This window comes from Sandaracinobacteroides hominis, assembly GCF_016464365.1.
Taxonomy (GTDB): domain Bacteria; phylum Pseudomonadota; class Alphaproteobacteria; order Sphingomonadales; family Sphingomonadaceae; genus Sandaracinobacteroides; species Sandaracinobacteroides hominis.
On the sequence record NZ_JADCUC010000005.1, the window covers coordinates 192,454 to 215,951 of the forward strand.

The 23,498-nt window shown below is 66.7% G+C and carries 25 protein-coding genes and 1 pseudogene; 12 read left to right on the plus strand and 14 right to left on the minus strand.

Annotated elements, in window-relative coordinates; genetic code table 11:
* Positions 1-36: 36 nt before the first annotated feature.
* Complete coding sequence (locus tag IM784_RS12100; protein WP_199555594.1) at positions 37-2,289, minus strand: S8 family peptidase; 2,253 nt, start codon at positions 2,287-2,289, stop codon at positions 37-39.
* Between the two features lie 138 nt (positions 2,290-2,427).
* Here IM784_RS12100 and IM784_RS12105 point away from each other — a divergent pair, with 138 nt between their 5' ends.
* Genes IM784_RS12105 through IM784_RS12115 form a run of 3 tightly spaced genes read left to right on the plus strand, consistent with a single transcriptional unit; the run spans position 2,428 to position 4,347 of the window.
* Positions 2,428-3,048: a pyrimidine 5'-nucleotidase gene (locus IM784_RS12105; RefSeq protein ID WP_408015295.1), complete on the plus strand. Its 621-nt coding sequence runs from the start codon at positions 2,428-2,430 to the stop codon at positions 3,046-3,048.
* The gene (dapD, locus tag IM784_RS12110) at positions 3,045-3,896 is read left to right on the plus strand and encodes a 2,3,4,5-tetrahydropyridine-2,6-dicarboxylate N-succinyltransferase (RefSeq protein ID WP_199555595.1); all 852 of its coding nucleotides are present in this window, start codon (positions 3,045-3,047) and stop codon (positions 3,894-3,896) included. The genes IM784_RS12105 and dapD overlap by 4 nt, the downstream gene beginning before the upstream one ends.
* A gap of 49 nt (positions 3,897-3,945) precedes the next feature.
* Positions 3,946-4,347: a DUF2147 domain-containing protein gene (locus IM784_RS12115; protein WP_199555596.1), complete on the plus strand. Its 402-nt coding sequence runs from the start codon at positions 3,946-3,948 to the stop codon at positions 4,345-4,347.
* Between the two features lie 256 nt (positions 4,348-4,603).
* Here the strand turns inward: IM784_RS12115 and IM784_RS12120 are convergent, their stop codons facing one another.
* A complete protein-coding gene (locus IM784_RS12120; protein WP_199555597.1) occupies positions 4,604-5,317 on the minus strand; it encodes a dienelactone hydrolase family protein in 714 nt (237 codons plus the stop codon).
* Positions 5,318-5,329: 12 nt separating this feature from the next.
* On the minus strand, positions 5,330-5,812 hold the full coding sequence (locus IM784_RS12125) for a peroxiredoxin (protein ID WP_199555598.1): 483 nt from the start codon (positions 5,810-5,812) through the stop codon (positions 5,330-5,332).
* A 111-nt stretch (positions 5,813-5,923) separates the two neighbouring features.
* Between IM784_RS12125 and IM784_RS12130 the strand changes: the two genes are divergently transcribed.
* From IM784_RS12130 to IM784_RS12140, 3 genes are all read left to right on the plus strand, one after another.
* Positions 5,924-6,484 (plus strand): YqgE/AlgH family protein, encoded by a 561-nt coding sequence (locus IM784_RS12130; RefSeq protein ID WP_199555599.1) that lies wholly within the window; start codon positions 5,924-5,926, stop codon positions 6,482-6,484.
* Positions 6,485-6,736: 252 nt separating this feature from the next.
* Entirely contained in the window at positions 6,737-8,722 is a 1,986-nt protein-coding gene (locus tag IM784_RS12135; protein ID WP_199555706.1) for an acetyl-CoA carboxylase biotin carboxylase subunit, read from the plus strand.
* Positions 8,723-8,900: 178 nt separating this feature from the next.
* Positions 8,901-9,176, plus strand: coding sequence for a hypothetical protein (locus tag IM784_RS12140; RefSeq protein ID WP_199555601.1), 276 nt, complete (start codon positions 8,901-8,903; stop codon positions 9,174-9,176).
* A gap of 253 nt (positions 9,177-9,429) precedes the next feature.
* Here the strand turns inward: IM784_RS12140 and IM784_RS12145 are convergent, their stop codons facing one another.
* Positions 9,430-10,914, minus strand: a complete 1,485-nt coding sequence (locus IM784_RS12145; protein ID WP_199555602.1) for a Do family serine endopeptidase — start codon at positions 10,912-10,914, stop codon at positions 9,430-9,432.
* A 217-nt stretch (positions 10,915-11,131) separates the two neighbouring features.
* Here IM784_RS12145 and aat point away from each other — a divergent pair, with 217 nt between their 5' ends.
* On the plus strand, positions 11,132-11,914 hold the full coding sequence (gene aat / locus IM784_RS12150) for a leucyl/phenylalanyl-tRNA--protein transferase (protein ID WP_199555604.1): 783 nt from the start codon (positions 11,132-11,134) through the stop codon (positions 11,912-11,914).
* A gap of 35 nt (positions 11,915-11,949) precedes the next feature.
* Here the strand turns inward: aat and IM784_RS17265 are convergent.
* From IM784_RS17265 to IM784_RS17655, 5 genes and pseudogenes are all read right to left on the minus strand, one after another.
* Positions 11,950-12,483 (minus strand): annotated as a pseudogene (locus IM784_RS17265) (DUF2155 domain-containing protein); the annotation flags it as partial.
* Positions 12,480-12,983, minus strand: a complete 504-nt coding sequence (gene mlaD, locus IM784_RS12155; protein ID WP_199555606.1) for an outer membrane lipid asymmetry maintenance protein MlaD — start codon at positions 12,981-12,983, stop codon at positions 12,480-12,482. The gene mlaD and the pseudogene IM784_RS17265, both read right to left, overlap by 4 nt.
* Before the next feature lie 7 nt (positions 12,984-12,990).
* Positions 12,991-13,380 (minus strand): NADH:ubiquinone oxidoreductase subunit NDUFA12, encoded by a 390-nt coding sequence (locus IM784_RS12160; protein WP_199555607.1) that lies wholly within the window; start codon positions 13,378-13,380, stop codon positions 12,991-12,993.
* Positions 13,381-13,432: 52 nt separating this feature from the next.
* Positions 13,433-13,945 carry a DUF192 domain-containing protein gene (locus tag IM784_RS12165; protein ID WP_199555609.1) on the minus strand — a complete coding sequence of 171 codons (513 nt, stop codon included), beginning with the start codon at positions 13,943-13,945 and terminating at the stop codon, positions 13,433-13,435.
* A complete protein-coding gene (locus tag IM784_RS17655; protein WP_328799524.1) occupies positions 13,938-14,603 on the minus strand; it encodes a cold-shock protein in 666 nt (221 codons plus the stop codon). The genes IM784_RS12165 and IM784_RS17655 overlap by 8 nt, the downstream gene beginning before the upstream one ends.
* Before the next feature lie 222 nt (positions 14,604-14,825).
* On the opposite strand from IM784_RS17655, the gene IM784_RS12175 reads away from it, so the two are divergent.
* From IM784_RS12175 to IM784_RS12190, 4 genes are read left to right on the plus strand one after another with little or no spacing between them, the layout of a single operon-like run.
* Entirely contained in the window at positions 14,826-15,479 is a 654-nt protein-coding gene (locus tag IM784_RS12175; RefSeq protein ID WP_199555610.1) for a CoxG family protein, read from the plus strand.
* Between the two features lie 2 nt (positions 15,480-15,481).
* A complete protein-coding gene (locus tag IM784_RS12180) occupies positions 15,482-16,402 on the plus strand; it encodes an XdhC family protein (RefSeq protein ID WP_199555611.1) in 921 nt (306 codons plus the stop codon).
* Positions 16,403-16,430: 28 nt separating this feature from the next.
* Positions 16,431-17,414, plus strand: coding sequence for a molybdopterin-binding domain-containing protein (locus tag IM784_RS12185; protein WP_199555612.1), 984 nt, complete (start codon positions 16,431-16,433; stop codon positions 17,412-17,414).
* Positions 17,396-17,968: a nucleotidyltransferase family protein gene (locus IM784_RS12190; RefSeq protein WP_199555613.1), complete on the plus strand. Its 573-nt coding sequence runs from the start codon at positions 17,396-17,398 to the stop codon at positions 17,966-17,968. The genes IM784_RS12185 and IM784_RS12190 overlap by 19 nt, the downstream gene beginning before the upstream one ends.
* Before the next feature lie 413 nt (positions 17,969-18,381).
* Here the strand turns inward: IM784_RS12190 and mce are convergent, their stop codons facing one another.
* Both mce and ssb read right to left on the minus strand, forming a co-directional pair.
* Positions 18,382-18,801 carry a methylmalonyl-CoA epimerase gene (gene mce / locus IM784_RS12195; protein WP_199555614.1) on the minus strand — a complete coding sequence of 140 codons (420 nt, stop codon included), beginning with the start codon at positions 18,799-18,801 and terminating at the stop codon, positions 18,382-18,384.
* A 14-nt stretch (positions 18,802-18,815) separates the two neighbouring features.
* Positions 18,816-19,319: a single-stranded DNA-binding protein gene (gene ssb / locus IM784_RS12200; RefSeq protein ID WP_199555616.1), complete on the minus strand. Its 504-nt coding sequence runs from the start codon at positions 19,317-19,319 to the stop codon at positions 18,816-18,818.
* Positions 19,320-19,411: 92 nt separating this feature from the next.
* Between ssb and IM784_RS12205 the strand changes: the two genes are divergently transcribed.
* Positions 19,412-20,518 carry a DUF3667 domain-containing protein gene (locus tag IM784_RS12205; protein ID WP_199555618.1) on the plus strand — a complete coding sequence of 369 codons (1,107 nt, stop codon included), beginning with the start codon at positions 19,412-19,414 and terminating at the stop codon, positions 20,516-20,518.
* A 101-nt stretch (positions 20,519-20,619) separates the two neighbouring features.
* On the opposite strand, the gene feoB is transcribed toward IM784_RS12205, so the two are convergent.
* From feoB to IM784_RS12220, 3 genes are read right to left on the minus strand one after another with little or no spacing between them, the layout of a single operon-like run.
* Positions 20,620-22,494 carry a ferrous iron transporter B gene (feoB, locus tag IM784_RS12210; protein WP_199555620.1) on the minus strand — a complete coding sequence of 625 codons (1,875 nt, stop codon included), beginning with the start codon at positions 22,492-22,494 and terminating at the stop codon, positions 20,620-20,622.
* Positions 22,491-22,715: a FeoA family protein gene (locus IM784_RS12215; RefSeq protein ID WP_199555622.1), complete on the minus strand. Its 225-nt coding sequence runs from the start codon at positions 22,713-22,715 to the stop codon at positions 22,491-22,493. Before IM784_RS12215 ends, feoB begins: the two co-directional genes overlap by 4 nt.
* Positions 22,716-22,755: 40 nt before the next feature.
* Positions 22,756-23,436 carry a COQ9 family protein gene (locus tag IM784_RS12220; RefSeq protein ID WP_199555624.1) on the minus strand — a complete coding sequence of 227 codons (681 nt, stop codon included), beginning with the start codon at positions 23,434-23,436 and terminating at the stop codon, positions 22,756-22,758.
* Positions 23,437-23,498: the final 62 nt, after the last annotated feature.

Genomic DNA, 23,498 nt, shown 5'->3' on the forward strand with positions numbered 1-23,498 from the left:
TATGCGGCGCCGCAACCCCTGCGGCAAGCCGAGACGCTAAAAGCGCGTGCGGAAGGTGACAGCCGTGCCGGTGTCGGTGCGCCCGCGGATATTTCCGGCGTCCTGCCGGTGAAAGGCGGCCAGAGAGAAGTCCCCCCGGTCAAAGCCGACCTCCGCCGCCGTCTCTGTTGCCGTCACCGCCGCCGACAATGGCGTGCCGTTCGCCAACAGGAACCGCCCCGAGGTAACCGCCAGCGGCTGCGCCAACCTGAAACTCAGCTGCCCGCCCTGCACCGGCGCCCGCGCCGTCGCAGACCAGCTGCGCGTCACCAGCAGGCCATCGGCCCGCAGAAGCCCGGCGGCGGCCAGGCGGGGCGAAACCCAGCCCTGCGTCCCCGCCAGCCGCAATCCAAAGCCCCCCGCACCCAGCTCGAAAGATCCCCCCAAGGCCTGCGTCCGCCCGCCCAGCAGCCCGAAGGCCGGGTCCAGCCGCGTTCCAAGCAGCGCCCCGTCGTCCGTCGTGTCGGCGGCATGCACGGCAACGGACGCCGGCCCCGCCGCCCAGCTCGCCGCCAGCATCAGCTGGTCCTGCCGCGCGCTTTTCATCAGCCCCAACGTCGGTGGCAACGCGACATTCCGGCTGCTCGCCGCCAACGCCAGCGTCAGCGGCCCGATGCCGGTATCGATGCGGCTGTCGACCATCAGCATCTGCCGTCCGTCCGTCCCGGTGGCTTCGTCGGGCGAAAGCCCATCATCGGCGACAAATCCGGCGGACGCCGAGCCTGGCAGGCTTTCCGTCGCCAGCCTGCCCGTCGCCGCCGTCAAACCCATCGCCCCGCTGCGCAACGAAAGGCGGGTCTCGCGCAAGGGGTTGCGGGCGCCCGCATTGGCATCCACGCCTCGCTGGGCAAAGCCCAGATGCGCGACGCCCGTATCCGAATTGCGGAAACTGTCCTGCCCGGGCTCGTCGCGGAACGGTGTGGCGCGCAGTTCCATCGCTGCGTAAAGGCCGCCAGCCCTGCTTCCCGTCGCTGCCGTTTCCAGCCCGGCAGCCTGCAACCGCCCGGCAAGCCTGCCGGTCGCGGCGCTGCGCATCGTGCCGCCAAGCTCCAGCGTATAGGCACGACCATAGCCGTCGGTGATCGGCACGCCCCGCATGCCACTGCCGGTGGAAAGTCCGTCGCCCATCGCCGAGCCCAGCGAGCCGCTGGCACCCGTCGGCACGGCGATGGCGGTTCCAGCCAGGCTCGTCTGCCCGATCGGCTGCATCGCCCGTTCGATATTCAGCAGCCCACGGCCGGTCACCGCATCCGTGCCGCTCGCCCCCACATCATCGGCCGTCCGCAGCAGGATCTCCACGATCCGGCCAGACGTCAGATTCGGAAAGGCCTGCGCCAGCAAAGCCACCGCCCCGGTGACGGCTGGCGCGGAAAAGCTGGAGCCCGAATAATAATAGGCCTGCCCCTGGTGGTTGAAGCTGCGCACATCCTCGCCCAGCGCCAGCAGATAATTGTTCTGCGCCGTCCCCGCCCGGTTGGTGAAATCGCTGATCGCACCCTGCGCGTTCGAAGAACCTGCCACGATCACCGCTGCCGCGCCGCCCGATGCCAGCGCCGCCAGCGGCAATGGGTCCACCTGCGCGCCGGCGTCGTTGCCCGCCGAAACGACAAGGATCGTGCCGGCAGCCGCCGCCCGCGCAAAGGCGTTGCGCAGCTGGGTATTGCCGTTTGACCCGCCCAGCGAGATGTTCACCACTCGGGCGCCAGCGCTCACCGCCGCGTCCAGCCCGGCCGCAATCGCCGAATCGGAAAAATTGCAGCCGTCCGCGCAATTGCCGCTGTCAGCACGGAACATGGCGATGGTCGCGCCCCAGGCGATCCCCATCGTACCCGAATCGTTGCGCCCGGCAGCCGCCACGCCAACCACGGCGGTTCCATGGCCAGAGGAGTCCTGTGCACTGCGCCCGGCGCTCGTCACATCCCGGCTCAGCGTGGAAATCCGGCCTGCAAACTCCACATTGGTGAGGTCAACGCCGCTGTCGATGAAGGCGACCGTCACCCCGGCTCCGCTCGCCCCCGCCTGCCAGGCCGCGATCGCCCTGGACGACACCGCCGCATCGGAACGCCGATATTCGGCGGTATCATAGACTATGGTTGGCGTGGGCGTCGGCGTCACGACCGGCGGCGGAACCGAAGAAACGGTCGCCGGCCCCGGGCCGCCACCTCCACCACAGGCCTGCAGGCATAGCGCGCCGCCAGCCAGCAGCAGCATCCGCAAGCCGCCCTTCGGCCAATCGACAGTATCGCTCATCGCCACATCTGGCCTCAAACCTGCATCCTCGTCTATGGGCGGCGCATGCAGCATCCCGCAGCCTCCGGCAACATATCTCCAAAGCCCGGCGCCACGCTGCCGGGGCGCCTTGCCGCAGTCGATTGCTGGCTGTTCGACATGGACAACACGCTCTATCCGGCGCGCGCCAACCTGTTCGCGCAGATCGACCGCCGGATGGAGGCCTTCGTCGGCAAGCTCCTCGGCCTCGGCCGAGAGGAGGCCCGCGCCGTGCAGAAGGGGTATTTCCACGAACATGGAACGACGCTGAAGGGGTTGATGCTCAGTCACAATGTCGATCCATACAGCTTTCTCGCCGACGTGCATGATATCGACACATCCGTTCTGGACCGGGATGAAAGGCTCCGCGCCGCCCTCCGGAAACTCCCGGGCCGCCGCATCGTCTTCACCAACGGCGACCGCCCCTATGCCGAACGCGTCCTGTCCGCCGTCGGCATCCTCGACTGTTTCGAGGCCATCCACGACGTCCATGCGATGGACTACAACCCAAAGCCCGATCCGCGCGCCTATGCCGGCGTCTGCGCCGCGCACGGCATCGATCCCGCCCGCGCCTTCTTCGTCGACGACATGGCCCACAATCTGAAGCCGGCGCACGCACTCGGCATGGCGACCGCCTGGGTCAACAACGGTTCCGAGCGCGGCGACCATGGCCATCACCCCGACTTCATCGATTTTGAAATGACCGATCTGACCGATTGGCTGGAGGAACTGACCGCATGACTGCAATCCAGATCGACTGGGCCGCAACGCAGGCCGCCATCGAAGCCGCCTGGGACCAGCGCGACACGCTCTCGCCCGCCGACAGCACCGCTGCAGCCGCCGTCGAAGCCGCAATCGCCGGCCTCGATTCAGGCGCCGTCCGCGTCGCCGAACGCCAGCCGGACGGCTTCTGGCAGGTCAACCAGTGGCTGAAAAAGGCGGTCCTCCTCAGCTTCCGCCTCAACGGCAACAGCGTGGCAGAGGGCGCCGGCGCCCCTGCCTTCGACAAGGTGCCGCAGAAGACCGCCGGCTGGGGCCAGAACCGCTTTGCCGAAGCCGGCTTCCGCATGGTCCCGGGAGCAATAGCCCGGCGCGGCGCCTTCATTGCCCCCGGCGTCGTTCTCATGCCCAGCTTCGTCAACATCGGCGCCTATGTGGGCGAGGGTACGATGGTCGATACCTGGGCGACCGTCGGCAGCTGTGCGCAGATCGGTTCCAACGTCCATATTTCCGGCGGGGCCGGCATTGGCGGCGTGCTGGAGCCGCTGCAGGCGGGCCCGGTCATCATCGAGGACGGCGCCTTTATCGGCGCCCGTTCCGAAGTGGCAGAGGGCGTCATCGTCCGTGAAGGCGCCGTCCTCTCGATGGGCGTCTTCCTCGGCGCCTCCACCAAGATCGTCGACCGCGCCACCGGCGAGGTCTTCATCGGCGAAGTGCCGCCCTATGCCGTCGTGGTGCCCGGCACGCTTCCGGGGAAGCCGCTGCCAGACGGCACCCCAGGCCCCAACCTCGCCTGCGCCGTCATCGTCAAGCGCGTCGATGCCCGCACCCGCGCCAAGACCGGCGTCAACGAACTCTTGCGGGATTAAGGCCTCCGCCTCAGTCTATGAAGCCGGGCAACAAGGGAAGATTCAGGATATGCGGCTCACCTTTCTCGCGGCAGCTCTGCTGGCGGCATCGCCAGTCCTCGCAGCCAAGCAGATGACCCCGTCGGGCGTCTGGCAAAGCCCCGGCGGCAACACCCGCCTGCGCATCTCCAAATGCGGCGCCAACATCTGCGGCAAGGTCGCCTGGGCCAGCGAGCGCGCCAAGGCCGACGCCGCGCGGGGCGGTCACCCCAACCTTGTCGGCATGCAGCTGTTCGAGGATTTCAGCCGCACCGGCGCCAACACGTTCAACGGCCGGGTCTTCGTCCCCGACATCAACCGCCGCTTCAACGGCACCCTCACCATGGACAGCGCCACCAGCATCACCGTGCGCGGCTGCCTGGTGCGCAACTCGGGCTGCCGCAGCGAAGTCTGGACGCGGGTCGGCAACTGACCCCAAAACCCCGCTCGCCACTTCAGGAGCGATGAAATTCTTTTGGCTTGCCTCGTCACCGGCTCTCGCCTGCCTGAGCCACCGAAGGCGCGGTCTTCAGCGCCGATCCAGCGCTCGCTGCGCTTGCCAGCTACCTGCAGGTAGCCGGTCTGCGCTTGGTAACCCGCCTCGGGGCTGAAAACCGCGTCAAAATGCCTCCCGTTCGCGGGTTCATGTCCTGACAGGGAGGGGCCGCGCGCGGCGCGGCCCTCCGGTTTCAACCGAACACTTCGTCCAGATGCACCCGCATCGCCGCCCAGGAGCGGCGATCCGTGTTCTCCTCATATATGATGGTCGGCATCAGCTGGCCCTTCGCCTCCGGGTTGGTGAAGCTGTGCTTCGCACCCGTGTAGGCGATGGTCTGGCAATCGGCCTTCGCCGCTGCCATCTCGTCCAGGAAGGCCATAAGATGCGCATGCGGAACCAGCTCGTCCTCAGCGCCATGGCACACCAGGATCTTTGCCGTCACCACGCCCGCCTGCGCCGGGGCGGGCGTATCCAGCGCGCCATGGAAGCTTACCACCCCCAGCACATCCGGATTGCCGCTGCGCGCCAGTTCCAGCACGGTCCGCCCGCCAAAGCAGTAACCAATGGCGGCAATCCGCCCGTCACAGGCTTCGTGTCCCTTCAGCGCCGTCACCGCCGCCGCCACGCGCCCGCGCAGCTTCGGCGCGTCCGCCGCCAGATCGCCGATGATCTTGAACGCCTCCGGCGGATCGGCGGGGATCAGCCGGTCGCCAAAGATGTCAGCCGCCAGCGCGATATAGCCCAGCTCGGCCAGCATCTTTACCCGCCGCTGCACCTGTGCGCCCAGGCCCCAGGCCTCGTGCACCGCCACAACCCCGGGGCGCTTGCCCGGAAACTTCGCTGGATCGGGCAGCTCCAGCACGCCCAGGCAGCGCTGGCCGCCGTCGAAATATTCGAAGTCCATGGCTGCGCCCCCTTACAGCTGGCTCAGCAGATGCTCGGCCGACGAAACCTTGAACGCACCCGGCTCCTCGACGTTCAGCTCGGTAACCTTGCCGTCCTTCACCAGCATCGAAAAGCGCTGCGCCCGCGTTCCCATGCCGAAACGCGAACCGTCCATCGTCAGCCCCAGCGCCTTGGCGAAGTCGCCATTGCCGTCGGCCAGCATGGTGATCTTGCCCTCGGCCCCCGAAGCCTTGGCCCAGGCGCCCATCACAAAGGCGTCGTTCACGCTCAGGCAGACGATCTCGTCGATGCCCTTGCCGCCGATCTCGTCCGCCTTCTCGATAAAGCCCGGCAGGTGCTTCGCCGAGCAGGTGGGGGTAAAGGCGCCCGGCACCGCAAACAGCGCCACGGTGCGGCCGCCAAACAGCTCGTTCGTGTCGACCGGGGCAGGGCCGTTCTCGGTCATCTTCGTCAGAACTGCGTGCGGAACGCTATCGCCAACCTTGATCGTCATCTCTGATCTCCCTCAACGTGCTAAACCAACTCGATAAACGGCGTTAATGCCCCAATCCCATCCCGTCTACCGCCTGTTCATGACAGTGGCTTCGTCCTATTGGCCTCGGAAATGAACCAGCCGATTTCCCTTTCGGGCCAGTTCCTGCTGGCAATGCCCGGCATCGGCGACCCACGCTTTGAAAACAGCGTGATCGCCATTTGCGCGCATGATGCAGGCGGCGCTTTCGGATTATGCCTGCACCAACGGGCCGAAGGCCTCACTGTTCCGGAACTGATGCGGCAGCTGAAGATCGATCCGGGCGAAACGGCGGAAATCCCGGTCCTGCTGGGCGGCCCGGTACAGACCGATCGCGGCTTTGTTCTGCATTCCCCGGACTGGAGCGGCGACGATACCAGCCATGTGGCAGGCCGCTGGGCGCTTACCGGCACCCGCGACGTGCTCGAAGCCATCGCCAGGGGGGAGGGGCCCAGACACTGGATTGCCGCCGTCGGCTATTCCGGCTGGGGCAGTGGACAGCTGGAGGGCGAACTCCACCAGCACGGCTGGTTCCAGACTCCCGCCACCATGGCCCTCATCTGGAAAACCGCGATGGCCGACCGCTGGCGCGAAGGTTTCGCCGCCTCCGGCATCGATATAAGGCTCCTGTCCGCCGACATAGGAAACGCATGAGACTTGTCTGCGGCGCTCCGCGCCTGCTCCGCGCCCTCTCCGCGCACGCGCACGGGCGCACAGTCGCGCTTGCGAACGCTTCGGGTTCGGGTTGGCTGCGCATTGCTGCGACTGCGATAAGAAACAGGAGAGCGCCTTCCCGCACTTGACGTTGGGGAAGGGCTGGTCTTTCACGCCCGGACTATCGCGGGTTCAGCCCGACATGATTTTCGCGGGGCCCACCCGCATCAGGGAGACGCCGACTTGGCCAAGCTGTTCGACAAGATCCTGATCGCCAACCGGGGCGAAATCGCCTGCCGCGTCATCCGCACCGCCCGCAAGCTCGGCATCCGGACGGTCGCCGTCTATTCCGACGCTGACGCCGCCGCGCTCCACGTCGAAATGGCCGACGAAGCCGTCTATCTCGGCCCGCCTCCCGCTGCCCAATCCTACCTGCTGGGCGAAAAGATCATCGAGGCCTGCAAAGCCACCGGCGCCCAGGCCGTCCACCCCGGCTACGGCTTCCTCTCCGAACGTGAATGGTTTGCGAAGGCCCTGGACGAGGCGAACATCGCCTTCATCGGCCCGCCCGCCTCGGCAATTGCCGCCATGGGCGACAAGATCGAATCGAAGAAGCTCGCAGTTGCCGCCGCGGTCAGCGTCGTCCCGGGTTTCGTCGGCGAAATCTCCGATACCAACCACGCCGTCGAGATCGCCAACGGCATCGGCTACCCGGTGATGATGAAGGCATCGGCCGGCGGCGGCGGCAAGGGCATGCGCCTCGCCTACAGCGAAGCCGACGTCCGCGAAGGCTTCGAAGCCACCAAGCGCGAAGGCCTGGCCTCCTTCGGCGATGACCGCGTCTTCATCGAGAAGTTCATCGAACAGCCCCGTCACATCGAAATCCAGCTGCTCGGCGACAAGCACGGCAACATCCTCTATCTGAACGAGCGCGACTGCTCGATTCAGCGCCGCCACCAGAAGGTCGTCGAAGAGGCGCCTTCGCCCTTCGTCACCCCGGAAATGCGCAAGGCCATGGGCGAGCAGGCCGTCGAGCTCGCCCGCAAGGTCGGCTATTATTCGGCCGGCACTGTCGAGTTCATCGCCGGCGCCGACCGCGGCTTCTACTTCCTCGAAATGAACACCCGCCTGCAGGTCGAACACCCGGTCACCGAATGCATCACCGGCCTCGACCTCGTCGAGCAGATGATCCGTGTCGCCGCCGGTGAAAAACTGGCATTCGGCCAGTCCGACGTGAAGCTGATGGGCCACGCCATCGAAAACCGCTTCTACGCGGAAGACCCCTATCGCGGCTTCCTCCCTTCCATCGGTCGCCTCAGTTCCTATCAGGAGCCGGCAGCAGTCGGTGGCGTCCGCGTCGATTCCGGCGTCGTCGAGGGCAGCGAAATCTCGATGTTCTACGATCCGATGATCTCCAAGCTCATCACCCACGCTCCCACCCGCCTCGAAGCCGCCGACGCCCAGATCGCCGCGCTCGATCGCTTCTATGTGCGTGGCATCAACCACAACGCCGATTTCCTCTCCGCGCTGATGCAGCACCCGCGCTTCCGCGCCGGCGAAACCGTCACCACGGCCTTCATTGCCGAGGAATATCCCGAAGGCTTCCACGGCGCCGCCGAGGACGCCTCCCGCCTCCCCGCGCTGCTCGCCGTCGCCGCCGTCATCGGCCAGAGCGCCGCGGACCGCGCCGCCCATATCGAAGGCCGCCTTGGTTCCAACGGCCACACCCACAATTGGGTCGTCGAGCTCGACGGCGACCAACATGCCGTGGATCTCGCCGCCGCCGGCCAGGATTATCACGTCACCGTCGACGGCAAGCGGCTCGTCGTCGAAACCGGCGGCAAGGTGCCGGTCCAGGGCGTCGTCGAAGCCCGCGTCGATGGCCGCCCGCTCGCCGTGCAGGTCGATCGCAAGGGCTCCGGTTTCCACCTCACCCACCACGGCCGCCAGCACAGCATGCGCCTGCTCACCCCGCGCGCGGCAGAGCTGCAAAAGATCATGCTGCCCAAGGTCGCGCCCGATCTCTCCCGCTTCCTGCTCTGCCCGATGCCTGGCCTCATCGTCTCCATTTCGGTGGCAGAAGGCGACAAGGTCGAAGCCGGCCAGACGCTTGCCGTGGTCGAGGCGATGAAGATGGAAAACATCCTCCGTGCGGAAAAATCGGGCGTGGTCTCGAAACTGCACGCCAAGGCCGGCGACAGCCTGGCGGTCGACGCCATCATCCTCGAATTCGAATAGCCGCCGCTTCCGGATTGCAGCCCGAAAGGGTTGCAATCCTTGACAATGCCGGCGTTGCTTTCCCTGCGTTAACCGCGCACTATGCTCCAGACATTAGGGTCAACCGGAACAAGAAATAACGTAACCGTCCGTTGAATTCACGATCGGGCGAAACGAACAAAAACCGGGAGTATTGGTAATGCGCAGCGTTCTGAAGTATTCGATAAGTGCAACCGTCGCCTTTATAGCCGCATCTCCGGCATTCGCTTCGGCATCTGCGGTGCCTCTCGATTTCCTGCTGGAGCCGCATACTTGGGTCTTCGGCGTTGCCGCCCTCGCCATGGTCGGGCTCGCAGCCGGAAACGGCATCGGCAGCCGCGAAAAGGCACCCAAGCCCAGGCCCTACGCCCCCCATCTCACCATGCAGCACCCGGTTCCCGCCAACGAGGCAGGGCAGCTCGCAGACGCGGCCTGAATCCGGATAACCAAGCGGCAAAGGCGGACTCTACCGCCTGCCATTCTCTTCTTGCAAAAATTGGGGTCGGCGCCCTTGGCGCCGGCCCTTTCCTTTTCTTGTGCGGCCTGCGGCCGGTTCCGCGCATTTGCGCGGGCGCGCAGTCGCGCTTGCGCGCTTCGCGCGGTTCTTGTCTGCGCAGTTCCGCGCCTTTGCGCGGGCGCGCAGTCGCGCTTGCGGGCTCCGCCCGGTCTTTGTCCGGCCGATGTTTCGCTTATGCCGCCGCCCTGCAACCAAAGCTGCGCGGTGCCTGGAACAGGCATTCCACCCGCTGACCGCCGCGGTTGATCCCGAACAGCGTGCGTTGCGGCGAAGCGCCCAGCGCCGAATTCACTTCACCGACGCTCCCCACCCTCTGCCCGTTGATGCTCTCCACGATGTCGCCCGGCCGCGGAAAGCCGGTCTGCGCGGCAGGAGCCTGCGGCGGCACCTGCACGACCACCACGCCCTTCTCCGGCAACCCGGCGCCCAGCTCCTGCGCCAGCGCCGGCGACAGATTGGCGATCGATACCCCCGCCAGGATGCTGCCGTTGGGGAGTTGCGTCAGCTGCCGCGCCGGGCTTTCCGGCGGCGCCGACAGCTGCATCTTCAGGTTCTGCGCTGTCCCGCCACGAACAATGGTCAGCGTCACGCTCTCGCCCACCGGCTGCGTCGCAATCTGATAGCGCAGCGACGACGGGTCGAAAACTTCCTTGCCATCGATCGCATAGACGATATCGCCCGGCTTCAGTCCGGCCAGAGCCGATGGCGACCCAGCCGAAACGCCAGTCACCAGCATCCCCGTCGGCCGCTCCAGCCCGGCCTGCTGCGCAGCCTGCAGCGTCAAGGCCTCGCCTTCCACGCCGATCCAGGCGGTCACCAGCTTCCCGCCCGAGGCCCCGCGCAGGAAGATCTTCACCATGTTCGACGGGATCGCAAAGCCAAGTCCGATCGAGCCACCATCCTGACCGCCGGTCAGGATCGCCGAATTGATGCCGATCACCTCGCCGTTCATCGAGGCAAGCGCGCCGCCCGAATTGCCCTGGTTGATGGCGGCATCGGTCTGGATGAAGAATTGCGTGTCGGAAACGCCGATCCCGGTGCGGGCCGTCGCCGAAACTATGCCCTGCGTCACCGTCTGGCCTACGCCAAACGGATTGCCGATCGCCAACACCAGGTCGCCAACCTGGGCGCGGTCGCTGTCCCCCAGCCTGGCGGCCGGCAGTGCCGCGCCCTTCGGGTCGATCTGCAGCAGCGCCAGGTCGAGCCGCGGCTCGGCAAACAGCAGCTTCGCCGGATATTCGCGGCGATCGGAAAGCGCCACGACGATCTGATCGGCACCCTGCACCACATGGTTGTTGGTGATGACCAGCCCTGCCTTGTCGACGATTACCCCGGAGCCGAGTGAATTCTCGACCCGCGGCTGGCTGTCGAACACCGAGAAGAACGGGCTCATCTGCTGCCGTTGGCGCACCACCCGCGCCGTGAAGATATTCACGACGGCCGGCTGCACCGCCTTGGCGACCGGCGCGAAGGACAGATTGACCTGCGCCATGCCGCTGGGCACCGTACGTGGCGCCTCGCCACCCGTCGCCCGCGCAAGCTCAGCGACGTCTTGTGCGGAAGCTGTGCCCAAACCGTTGAAATTATTTATCGAAAGCGCCAGCGCCAGACCACCCACAGCCCCCGCCGCCAGCAACGCCATGCCCTTGATCTTCATTCGACTGCCTGTTCCTCCAGCCTGACCCTGCAACAGATTGTCGCGGCCCGTTCAGCTTGCAAGCCCCTGAAGCAAGGCAATTGAAGCACGGCTGAACGGCAAGCCGGATGGCCCCGAAATCCCCCCTTTGACAAATGCGTCCAGCGATTCCAGCATGCGCGTTCCCGATCGGGAGCATCAAGATGCCCAACGCAGGCGACGACAGAAACCAGCCCCCATGGCCTCGCTAAGCAGCCTGCCCTCGGCCGGCGCTGCGCAACGGCTCGACACCGGGCTGCTGCTGCGCGCCTATTCCGCCGGGCTCTTCCCCATGGCCGACACACGCGAGGCCGAGGATGTCTTCTGGGTCGAGCCCCGGCGTCGCGGAATCCTGCCACTGCAGGATTTTCACCTGTCGCGTTCGCTTGCCAAGGTGCTGAAGCAGGAACGCTTCCGCCACAGCTGCGACAACGCCTTCGAATCGGTCATCGCCGAATGCGCCGCCGCCACGGCTGACCGGCAACAAAGCTGGATCAACGCCAGCATCGAAGACGCCTATTGCCGCCTCCATGCCGAAGGCCACGCCCACTCCATAGAGACATGGGACAGGGAGGGCCGGCTCGTCGGCGGCCTCTATGGCGTCCGCATCGGCGCCGCGTTTTTCGGCGAAAGCATGTTCAGCCGCGCCACCGACGCCTCCAAGGCCGCACTCGCGCACCTCGTTGTCCGTCTGCGCGTCGGCGGTTTCCGCCTACTCGATACCCAGTTCCTCACCGCCCATCTCGCCAGCTTCGGCGGCGTCGAGGTAAAGCGCACCCAGTATCTCGCCATGCTCAATGCTGCGACCAGCCACCCGGCGGATTGGCGGCTACTCGACCATCTGCAGGAAACGCAGCGCTATTCCGACGGTGGAGAGGGCGCCGCAGCAGCCGGCTTGCGGGCCGGCCGCTTCGATGGCGAGGCAGGCGGCTTGGGGCCATCCGGAAAGTGCATCGCGCAGCTCTTGAGCCAGACATCATAGACCGGATGCACAAACGGATTGAGCGAAGGCGATTCGGCAAACAGCCAGCCTGAAAACACCGTCCGCAGCGCCGGCTTCGGCTTGCCCTGCAGCGTCGGCGGCTGCTCCACCACCTGCACAAAGGCCGCCGACTGCTTGCGCTCGAACGGTTGCGTCCGCTCGCAGGTCCGCATGATCCCGGACAGCCGGCCGAACTGGAACCGCTCGCCGGGCTTCAGCGTGAAATCAGCCGTCGTTCCCAGCCGCTTGTCCAGCACGCCGATCACGCCGATGCGCTCGCCGGGTGCCGGCTCCGGCGCAACCGGCTTGCGCGGGGCGGCCGGCGCGGCCGCCGCAGGTGCCGGCGTCGCGCGTGGCAAGGCCGGCGCCTCAGGCTCAGCCGCAACAGCAGGAGTTGGCGCAGGCGCGCGCGGCGCAGGTGTCGGAACAGGGGCAGGCGGCGGGGCTGCCGGCTCGACGACAGCCGGCTGCGCAACCGGCGCCGGGGTCTCGGTGGCTTCCTGCGCAACCGCCACGCCAACCGTCCCCAGGAGCATCGATGCTCCCAGCAACGCCAGTCGGGCCGTCATTCGCTCGCCGCCGGGGCCGCTTCCGTCTTGTCCTTGCTGTCCGAAGATCCGCCGCTGCGGTTGATCACCGATCCGATCAGCCCCATCAGGTCGGTCGACCCTTGCGTGTCGGTTATCTCGTCGCCTGGCGCCAACTGCTCGGTGTCGCCACCCGGCACCAGCGAAATGAAGCTCCCGCCCAGCAGGCCTTCCGAGGTGATGGCGGCGGAACTGTCCAGCGGCAGCTTCACCTTGCTGTCCACCGAAATCGTCGTCACCGCCTGATAGCTCGTCGGGTCCAGCTTCTGCGCCGTGACGCTGCCCACCTTCAGCCCGGAAACCCGCACGTCGGAACCCACGGAGATCCCGGACGCATTGGGAAAGCGCGCGGTCAGCAGATAGCTGTCACTGCCGCTCGATCCGGTGCGCCCCAACGCAAACACCATGAACCAGACGGCAATCGCCACCACGGCCAGGCCGGCCAGAGCTTCGGCGACATGATCCTTCAAAAGCTGCGGCATGGAAATCTCAGGAACCCGGAGTCCAGGGGCGATAATCGGCGGCAGCCGGCGCCCGCTTTCCACCCGCCGCCAGCGCACCCTTCGGCAGTTCCGCGCGGTCGCTTCCGGTCGGGTTGGGGCGCCAGGGCCGCTCCCACGCCTTCACCGGCAGCGGCACCTGGCTCGGCGCTTCCGCCCGCGTGTGGTGCAGCCACAGATGCCATTCCGGCGGCACCCGGCTCGAATCGGTGGAGCCGGCATAGATCACCCAGCGACGGCCGGTCCGCGACTTGCCGTCACGATCCTCGAAATAGACATTGCCATCGGCATCGCGGCCCACTTCCGTGCCGAAACGCACGGTCTTGAGCCAGGTGCCAAACGTGCTGCCGGTCCACCAGGTGAAGAGATTGAAGCCCATGGGCCTGCCCTAGCGCGGCCGGCCCGTCAGGCGCAAGTTACTTCCCATACGCTCACCTGCTGCCCCAACTCACCTTGTCGCCCGGTTTCAGCCCGATTCGGGCCGCCTCTCCGCCCTTCAGTTCCAGCACGGCAGCCACCGGGCCCACCGACTGCAGCACCGCGCGCGATTGCGGAACCGCTTCCGCCGCCACATTGCGCACCCGACCGTCAGAGCCGACAAAGATGATGTCCAGCGAGATCAGCGTGTTCTCCATCCAGAATCCCGCTGTCCGCGGCGGGCTCATCGGAAAGATCATCCCCGTCATCGGCGGCATCTGCGTGCGGAACATCATGCCGGTCGCCTGCTGGTCCGACGTCGCCGCGACCTCCACCTTGTACTGGAACTTCCGCCCTGCCGCCGTCTCGATGGTCAGCGGCACCACCTTCAGCCCGCTTTGCGGCTTGCCAACTGCGGCGGCCTCGCGCGCCAGCGCCGGCGCCGAAATCGGCAACGCCGATCCCAGCACCGCCAGAGCCACGCCGGCCGCCCGCAAGACGCCGGCCGCCCGCAACAGGTCACGCATCGTCGAGAAGGGCCTCCGGCTCCACTGCAACGGCGAGCGCCCCGCGCGGCCCGTCGTGGACCCGCGCCCTGAGAAGCTGACCGGGCTGCAGCGTTTCAAACCCGCCGCGCCGGACTGTTTCCATGTGAATGAAGATCTGGGTGACACCATCATCCCTCAACAGAAAGCCATAGCCCTTGGCCCGATTGAACCATCGAACCTGAACGGGTTCGAAATCGCCGGCATCGGTGATGAAGTCCAGCGGATCCACCCGGTTCGCCGATCGCTCGGCAATCCGGTCCTGATCCGGGCCTATAGCCTTCGAAAGATCGAGATCGAGGATGTTGGTCGCCTGCCGGCCGCGCGGCCCCGCGCGCGCCTGCACCACCACCTTCGCCCCCTCGGGCAGGGATTTCCGCCCCAATGGACTCAGCAGATTGTAATGGATCAGGACATCACCACCCCCGTCCTCCGGGGTTATGAACCCGTAACCCTTCACCATATCGAACCACTTGACCCGGCCTGTCACCTCTTCGCCAATCGCCTCCTGGGCAATCGACTCGTCGGTAGCGGCCGCCGTATCGGCCTTCGCATTCACCCCGGCCAACCCGGCGACACCGGATTTGCCTTGTGGTTCGAGTCCGGCCGCCGCTCCCGCGCCATGGACTCCTTCTGTCACCAGTTTATCCCCTCGCAAGCCTACCCTGTTTGCAGGCTCCTCGCCGGCCACGTTCCCCGTGTAAAGATACGCGTAAACGGTGCCCGTCGAACCCTGCCGGCCACCGTGAGCGTACGACCTTCCGAAAGCCGAACTTTCAATGATGACAGGCGCACGCTAACACAGGCCACATCGCGCGCAAGATTAACTTTTTTACACGCCGGTAATGAAAGTTTCGGAACTGTGAACCTCGAAGGTGAAACGCTGATTCAGGCCGGGCGCGATCGTGTCTGGGCTGCCCTCAACGATCCGGCTGTCCTTGCGCGCTGCATAGACGGCGTCGAAAGCCTTGAACAAGTGGAGCCAAACCGCTTTGCCGGCGTCCTCAATGCAAAGGTCGGCCCGGTGAAGGCCAGGTTCACCGGACAGGTCGATCTTACAGAGCTCGATCCGCCCAATCGCTATGTGCTGGTCGGCGAAGGCAAGGGCGGGGTCGCCGGCTTCGCCAAGGGCTCGGCCGAAGTCGCGCTATCCGATGCAGAGGGCGGCGCCACCCGGCTTACCTATGTCGCCCGCTCTCAGGTGGGTGGCAAGCTCGCCCAGCTCGGCACCCGCCTGATCGAAGGCACCGCCCGCAGTTACGCGGAGAATTTCTTTGCCGCCTTCAAGGCCGAGGTGGAGGGGGATAGTCCAGCACCCGAGGCAGCGGCCGCAGCCGAGCTTCCCGCCGCAACTCCCCTGGACCCGGTCGCCACCCCCTCCGCCGCCGAAATCCGCGCCGATGCCGCCAGCGCCGCGGTCAACGCGGTCGAAGCCGCCCGTCCCGGCCTCCCCGGATGGGTCTGGATCGGCGGTCTGGTGCTGTTGGTGATCGCAGCACTCGTCGCCATCTATTGAGCATGGACGAAACAGGCCTCCTGCTCGATCGCGCCCGCGAATGGCGGGCGGCAGGCCACCGCCTCGCCATCGCCACCGTCGTCCGCACCTGGGGCTCGGCGCCCCGCCGCACCGGAAGCCAGCTGCTGGTGCGCGACGACGGGCTGTTCGAAGGCTCGGTATCCGGCGGCTGCGTCGAAGGCGCAGTGATCGAGGCAGCGCTCGCCCGCATCTCCAGGGGCGGCGGCGAACTCCTCACCTTCGGCGTCGCCAATGAAACCGCCTGGGAAGTCGGCCTCGCCTGTGGCGGCGAAATCGCCATCTACGTGCAGGCCGTCGCGGAAGGCGGCTTCCCGCCCGAGCTGCTCGAAAAACTCGCAACCGCCCGCACCACCGGCAAAAGCCTGACTCTCGGCTGGGATTTCGCCGCCGGCAGCACCACCGAAGCCGAAGCCGGCGATTTCGTCCACCGCTTCGATCCGCCGCAGCGGCTGATGCTGGTGGGCGCCGTCCATATCTCGCAGGCGCTTGCCCCCATGGCGCAGGCGCTCGGCTACCAGCCGCTCCTTGTCGACCCGCGCGGCGCCTTTGCCGCCGGCCCCCGTTTTGCCGGCTTCGAGGTGGACAGCCGCTGGCCCGACGAAGCCATGGCGGACTGGAAGCCCGACAGCGCCACCGCCGTCGTCACCCTCACCCACGACCCGAAGCTCGACGATGTGGCGCTGGCCGCGGCGCTTCGATCCCCGGCCTTCTACATCGCCGCGCTTGGCTCCCGCAAAACCCACGCCGCCCGTCTCGAGCGCCTCGCCGCACAGGGCTTCGGCGAAGCCGATCTCGCCCGCATCCACGGCCCCGCCGGCCTCCATATCGGCGCCGCCAATCCGGCCGAAATCGCGCTGAGCGTCGCCGCGCAGATGGTGGCGAGCTGGCGAGGCCCGAAATGAAGCGGGCAACGGTGAAACGGCAGGGGCAGTGATCTTCGCCGAATTGCCCCTCTCCGAGACAAGGGGCGCAATCCTCGCCCACGCCATAGACCTCGGCGGCAAGCGCTGGCCAAAGGGCACGGAGATCGGCGAAGCTCTTCTGGCAGCTGCCGTCGCGCAATCCGTAACCCATCTCTGGGTCGCCCGGCTGGAATCGGGCGACGTGCCCGAAGACGAAGCAGCAGCCCGCATCGCCGCGCAGCTTGCCGGCCCCGGCCTACAGGCCCGGGCCCCTGCCAACGGCCGGGTGAACCTGCACGCCACCGCCGACGGGCTCCTCCTGCTCCACCCCGATTCCATCGCCGCCGCAAACCGGCAGGGTGACGCCATCGGCATTTCCACCCGCCCGCCGCTCACCCCGGTCCGCGCCGGCGATCTGCTGGCAACGGTGAAGATCATCCCCTATGCCGTGCCTGCCACCCTGCTCGCGGCCATCACCCCGACACCGATCGAAGTCCGAGGCTGGCGGCCCGGCCTGGCGGCAACGCTGGTCCAGACCCACCGCCCCGGCACGCCCGAAAAGCTGCTGGCAAAAACGGCGGAGGTAACCGCCGCCCGCCTGCAGCAGCTCGGCGTCGCCCTGCAGCAGCAACCGACCGTTTTCCATGCCGTGCAACCGCTGGCGCAGGCATTGGCGTCGTCCTCGGCACCGCTCCGCCTCGTCGCCGGCGCCACCGCCACTTCGGACGCGCGCGACGTCATCCCCGCTGCCATCATCTCGGCCGGCGGCGAAGTCCTCCGCGTCGGCATGCCCGTGGATCCGGGCAACCTGCTCGTCCTCGGGCGCATCGGCGAAGCGCTCGTCATCGGTCTCCCCGGCTGCGCCAGAAGCCCCCGCCGCAACGGTCTCGACCTCATTCTCGAACGCTGGGCCGCAGGTCTCGAAGCGGACGCTGCCGACATAGCCGCGATGGGCGTGGGCGGTCTGCTGGAGGAAGGCGGGCGCCCCGTCCCTTGGGGCTGGTCGCCGTGAAGGTAGGCGCCATCGTGCTGGCAGCAGGCTTCAGCCGCCGCATGGGGGCCGCCAAACTCGCGCTCCCGGTCGGCGGCCAGCCGATGCTGGCGCGAACCGTCGCGCAGGTAGCCGCCGCCGGCCTGCCGCTGCTTCTGGTCACCGGCGCGCACGAGGAAGCCGTGCTGCAGGTCGTCCCGGGCGTTCCCCACATCCGAGCCGCCCGCCATGCAGAGGGCCTCGCCGAAAGCCTGAAGGCAGGCCTGGCCGCCGCCCCCGAAGACTGGACCGCAGCCCTCATCGTGCTGGGAGACATGCCGTTCGTCGCCGCCGATACACTCCGCCGCCTGGCCGACTGCCTCGAAGCGGGCGCCGAAGCCGTGGTCCCGCTGGATTCAGGCCGCCAGGGCAACCCGGCAGGATTCGCCCGCCACCTCTGGCCAAAGCTGCTGGAACTGGAAGGCGACCGCGGCGCCCGCAGCCTCCTGCATCAGCTCAAAACCCACGAGATCGCAGTCGACGACCCCGGCATCCACCACGACCTCGACGAACCCGCAGACCTCAACAGAGCCTGAGCCCGCCCCCCAAAACCGGGCGCAGCGCCGCAAGCAAGACCGGGCGCAGCCCGCAAGGCCGACCGGCCGCCCGCGCTTATGCGCGGAACCGGCGCGAAGCGCCAAACCAAGACCGGGCGCAGCCCGCAAGGCCGACCGGCCGCCCGCGCAAGTGCGCGGAACCGGCGCGGAGCGCCAAACCAAGACCGGGCGCAGCCCGCAAGCGCGACCGCGCGCCCGCGCCAGTGCGCGGAGCCGGCGCGCAGCGCCGCAAGCAAGACCGGGCGCAGCCCGCAAGGCCGACCGGCCGCCCGCGCTTATGCGCGGAACCGGCGCGAAGCGCCAAACCAAACCGGGCGCAGCCCGCAAGCGCGCCCGCGCCAATGCGCGGAACCGGCGGGAACCGCCGGACTCAAATCAAAATCCAAACCATTTTAATGGTTTGGTTCCGCCATCAGCTCCACCAGCACCCCACCCATGTCCTTCGGGTGCACAAAGATCACCGGCACGCCATGCGCCCCGATCCGCGGTTCGCCGCCGCGCAGCACCGTCGCCCCCTTTGAAACCATCCAGTCCCGCGCGGCCAGGATGTCGGGAACTTCAAAGCACACATGGTGCTGCCCGCCCTTCGGGTTCTTCGCCAGAAACGCCAGCACAGGGCTATCGGCCCCCAACGGCTCGATCAGCTCGATCTGGCTGTTCGGCAGGTCCACAAAGCACACCCGAACCCCCTGCTCGGGCAAATCGAAGGCATCATGAATCTTCGTCGCCCCCAGCAGATCGCGATACAGCTTCACGCTGTCCTCGATCGAGGGCGTGGCAACGCCCACATGGTTCAACTTGCCAATCTGCATCTCGAATCCTCGGCTCAAAATGGAACGTCGTCGTCCATATCGTCGAAGTTCTGCGATGGCTTGCTGCCAAAACCGCCACCCATGCCACCGCCGGCGGGCGCCCGCGAAGGCGCCGGCGAGCCATAGTCATCGCCGCCACCATATCCGCCACCGCCACCAGCGCCTTCACGCCGGCTGTCCAGCAGCGTCAGCTCGCCCTTGAAGCGGCCGACATAGACTTCCGTCGTATAGCGGTCGTTGCCGTCGCGATCCTGCCACTTCCGCGTCCGCAGCTGGCCTTCGACATAGACCTTGCTGCCCTTGCGCAGATACTGTTCGGCCACCCGCACCAGATTGTCGTTGTCCAGCACGATCGAATGCCACTCCGTGCGCTCCTTGCGCTCGTTGGTCATCTTGTCGGTCCATGTTTCCGATGTCGCGATGCGCAGGTTGGCGATGCGCCCACCATTGGCAAAGCTCTTCACTTCCGGATCGGCGCCCAGGTTGCCGACGATGATTACCTTGTTAACGCCCGCCATCGGCATACTCCCTCGAACTCGATTTTCGTTTCCGGCCCCGCTATGAGCCAGCATCAAACTGCGGCGTAAGCAACACAGGGTCAGGGGTCAACATGGATAGCGGGCTGGAAACCGCAGGCGCACTGGCAACCGCGACAGCCGCCGCAACTATACTCGATCCCCCCGCCTCGCAGGTGGAGGGCCACGGCGCCTGCCTCAACTGCGAAGCCCCGCTCAGCGGCGCCTACTGCAGCAATTGCGGGCAAAAGGCCCACCTCCACCGCTCCATCCTGCACGCCGTCGAGGAGTTCCTCCACGGTATCCTGCATTTCGACAGCAAGCTCTGGCACACACTGCCGCTGCTGCTGTTTCGCCCCGGCAAGCTCACCTGGGACTATGTGCACGGCCACCGCGCTCGCTTCATCAGCCCGGTTGCGCTGTTCCTGCTCACCGTCTTCACGATGTTCTTCGTATTCGGCTTCCTTGGCAGCGCTTCGGCGCCGGATGGCATGACCGTGGTCACCGATCCGGTCCGCAAGGCAAAGGCGCTGGCCACAGCGAACACCGGCATCGCAGAAATGGATCGGGAAATCCGCGAAATCGGTACCGACCCGGCCCGCGCGGCAGATCTTGCAGCGTTGAAAGTCACACGTGCAACGGCGGTGCAGGCGCGCGACGCGCTTCTGGCCGAAAAGGATGGTGGTACGCCCGCGATGGCCAACCAATCGGTGGGCGAGGCGATCACCAGTGCCATCAAGTCCAACGGTTTGAAACTCGAAACAGGCGAAGGCAAGCTCAACGAAAAGCTCCGTGCAGCGCTCAACAATCCAGAGTTCGTCTTCTACAAGATGCAGCAGAAGGGCTATAAACTCTCCTTCCTGCTGGTGCCGCTGTCGCTACCGTGGATGTGGCTGCTGTTTGCCTGGAAGCGCGATGTGAAGGCCTATGATCACGTCGTCTTCCTGCTGTATTCCATCAGTTTCATGTCGCTGCTGTTCATGGCGGGGGCCCTGTGCGCAGCTGCCGGCGTCACCGAGCCGATCGTCTATGCACTGCTCTTCACGCTCATCCCCATCGTCCACATCTATGCGCAACTGAAGGGCGGCTACCGCCTCAGCGGCTTCTCGGCAGCGTGGCGCACGTCGGTGCTATCGCTCCTGGCCTTCACTACCCTCGTCACCTACTTCACCGGCATCCTGCTGCTCGGCCTTCTCGACTAAGGTAACGCTCGCCCCTCAGGCCTGCCCGCTGGTTTCCACCCGCATCGTAATTCCTCCCCGCTTCTCGATGCCGGTAACGCTCGCGCCGAAGCGTGCCTACGTCAACCCAACAGCGCGCTCGACACCCAGAAGGTGATCCCCGCCGCCACATAGGCCAGCGCAAACAGGTATCCGAACATGAACAGCGGCCATTTCCAGCCGCCCGTCTCCCGCCGCACCACTGCCAGCGTCGAAAGGCACTGCGGCGCAAACACGAACCAGGCCAGGAACGCCAAAGCCGTCGGCAACGGCCAGCTCCCTTGCAGCCGCTCGATCAGCCCGCTGGTGTCGTCGTCGCTTGCATCGATCGCATAGATTGTCGCCAGCGCCGCAACCGCCACTTCCCGCGCTGCCATCGCCGGCAGGATCGACATCGCAATTTCATGGTTGAAGCCGATCGGCCGCACCAGCGGTTCGATGGCGTTGCCGATGCGTCCGGCGATCGAATATTCCACCTGCGTCCGTCCGTCGCCCTCCGGAACCTTCGGGAAGCTCGCCAGCACCCACAATGTCACCGTCACCATCAGGATGATCGTGCCAGCCCGCTTCAGGAACGCCCCGGCCCGCAGCCACAGCCCCACCAGAATGTCGCGCAGCGCCGGCACCTGATAGCTCGGCATCTCCATCAGGAAGGTCGGCGCCGGCCCCTTGGTCACCGTCCGCCGCAGGATCAGTGCGGCAACCATCGCCCCCACGATGCCCGCCAGATACAGCGCAAACAGCACCAGCCCCTGCAAACCCACCGGCCCCCACACGCGCTGCGCCGGAATGAACGCTGCAATGATCACGGCATAAACCGGCAACCGCGCCGAACAGGTCATCAACGGCGCTATCAGGATCGTCGTCAGCCGGTCCTTCTCGTCCGGAATCGTCCGCGTCGCCATGATCCCCGGAATGGCGCAGGCAAAGCTCGACAGCAGCGGAATGAAGGCCGCCCCATTCAGCCCCACCGAAGCCATCATCCGGTCCATCAGGAACGCCGCCCGCACCATATAGCCCGAGCCTTCCAGCACCAGGATGAAGCTGAACAGTATCAGGATCAGCGGCAGGAACACGATCACTGCGCCGACGCCGGCCAGCACCCCGTCCACCAGGAAGGATCGCGCCACGCCCACTGGCAGCAGCCCGCTGACGATCGCCTGCAGCCAGGCTACCGCCGCCTCGATCCAGCCCACCGGCGCTTCCGCCCAGGAAAATACCGCCTGGAACATCAGGAACAGGATGGCCGCCAGAATCACCGGCCCCAGCAGCGGATGCAGCAACACCGCATCCAGCCGCCGCCCGATCCGCGAAGCCGAGCCCTCCTGCAGCGTCACCGCCTTCGCCAGATCGCGCCCCTCGCGGCCCAGCTTGCGCGGGTCGCCCGGCGTAAAATCGGGCAGGGCAGGGCGCGGCACAGCCACCCGCGCTTCCACAGCCTCCAGCACAGCCGCCAGCCCGCGCTTCCTGACGGCGATCGTTTCCACCACCGGCACGCCCAGCTTCGCCGCCAGCAGCGCCGAATCCAGCACCAGCCCGTCGCGCGCCGCCATGTCCATCCGGTTCAGCGCCACCACCGTCGGGATGCCCAGCCGCAGCACATCCAGCGCAAAGCGCAGGTGCGCCGCCAGATTGGTCGCGTCCAGCACGATCAGCACGGCATCGGGCCGACGTTCGCCCGCCTGCCGCCCCAGCAGCGTGTCGCGCGTCACCGCCTCGTCGGGCGAGCGCGGCACCAGCCCATAGCAGCCCGGCAGGTCCACCAGCTCCACCCTGCCGCCCGAAGGCAGCGCCAGCTCGGCGGATTTCCGCTCAACCGTCACGCCGGGATAATTGCCCACCTTCTGTCGCGCGCCGGAAAGCGCGTTGAACAGCGAGGTCTTGCCGGCATTGGGATGCCCCACCACCGCCACCATCGGCAGCCGGGTTTCCGCCGAAACCGTTTCCACGACGTTCATGGCGTCACCAGGATCGCGCGCGCCAGCGCCAGCCGCAGCGCCACGGTCGCCCCGTCCACCCGCACGGCAATCGGATCGCCCAGCGGCGCCCGGTGCAGGGTTTCCACCTCGGCGCCCTCGTCAAAGCCCAGCTCGACCAGCCGGTCGGCGACATCGGCGGCAAGCGGGCCAAATCCGGCAACGCGCGCCGGCACGGAAATGGGGAGATCGTCCAGAGTCACTTGCGAGCGACTATCAGTAACACCCGCAAATGGAAACCCACTACCCCTCTACAGGATAACGCAGCCGTCCAAGGAAGCGCGCCAGACTCAGCCGCTCATCGCCACCAGACGGCTTCAGCTTCGCCTTCGCCGTCTCGATCCGCATCACGTCGGCGATCCGCCGATCCAGAAACGCCCAGGTATCGGCAAAATCCTCGCTGTCATCCCCCAGCCAGTACAGCAGCGTAGCGGCATAGACGCCGGCGGCCAGCGTCCGCTTCGAATAATGGTTGAAATCGGTCGAGCTGTCGCCCGCCGCCCGCCAGATGGCATCCGCCGTCGCCCACGAAGCCCGCATCGCCCGCAGCGCATTCTGCGGCTGCGCCAGGATATGCGCCGCCCGCCGCACCGCCTCCCGGTGCGGCGCCGCCTGCTCCAGCCGTGTGCGGATCGCCGCCGTGATCTTCTCGCGCACCTTCAGCGCCCGGAATGCATCGCTGTCCAGCGCCGCCGCCATCTTCGCATCGGCGCCTGCAATCATCGCCTCCACCATCGCGATGGCACTGCCGGCAAACACCAGCCGCGCCGCAGCCGGCGCCACGCCCAGATCGGCGGCGGCAGCATCCACCGTCTTGTCGCTCCAGCCATCAAAGGGCACATGCGGCAGCATCGCCTCCACCAAAAGCGGGCGAAGCTCATCCAACGTCATGTCGCGGGGCGCGAGATTGGCAATTTCGGTCATGCCAGCCCTTCTAGGCCCTTGGCCGCGGCTTGGGTAGGCCAAGGGTTGCCGCAAACCCCCCT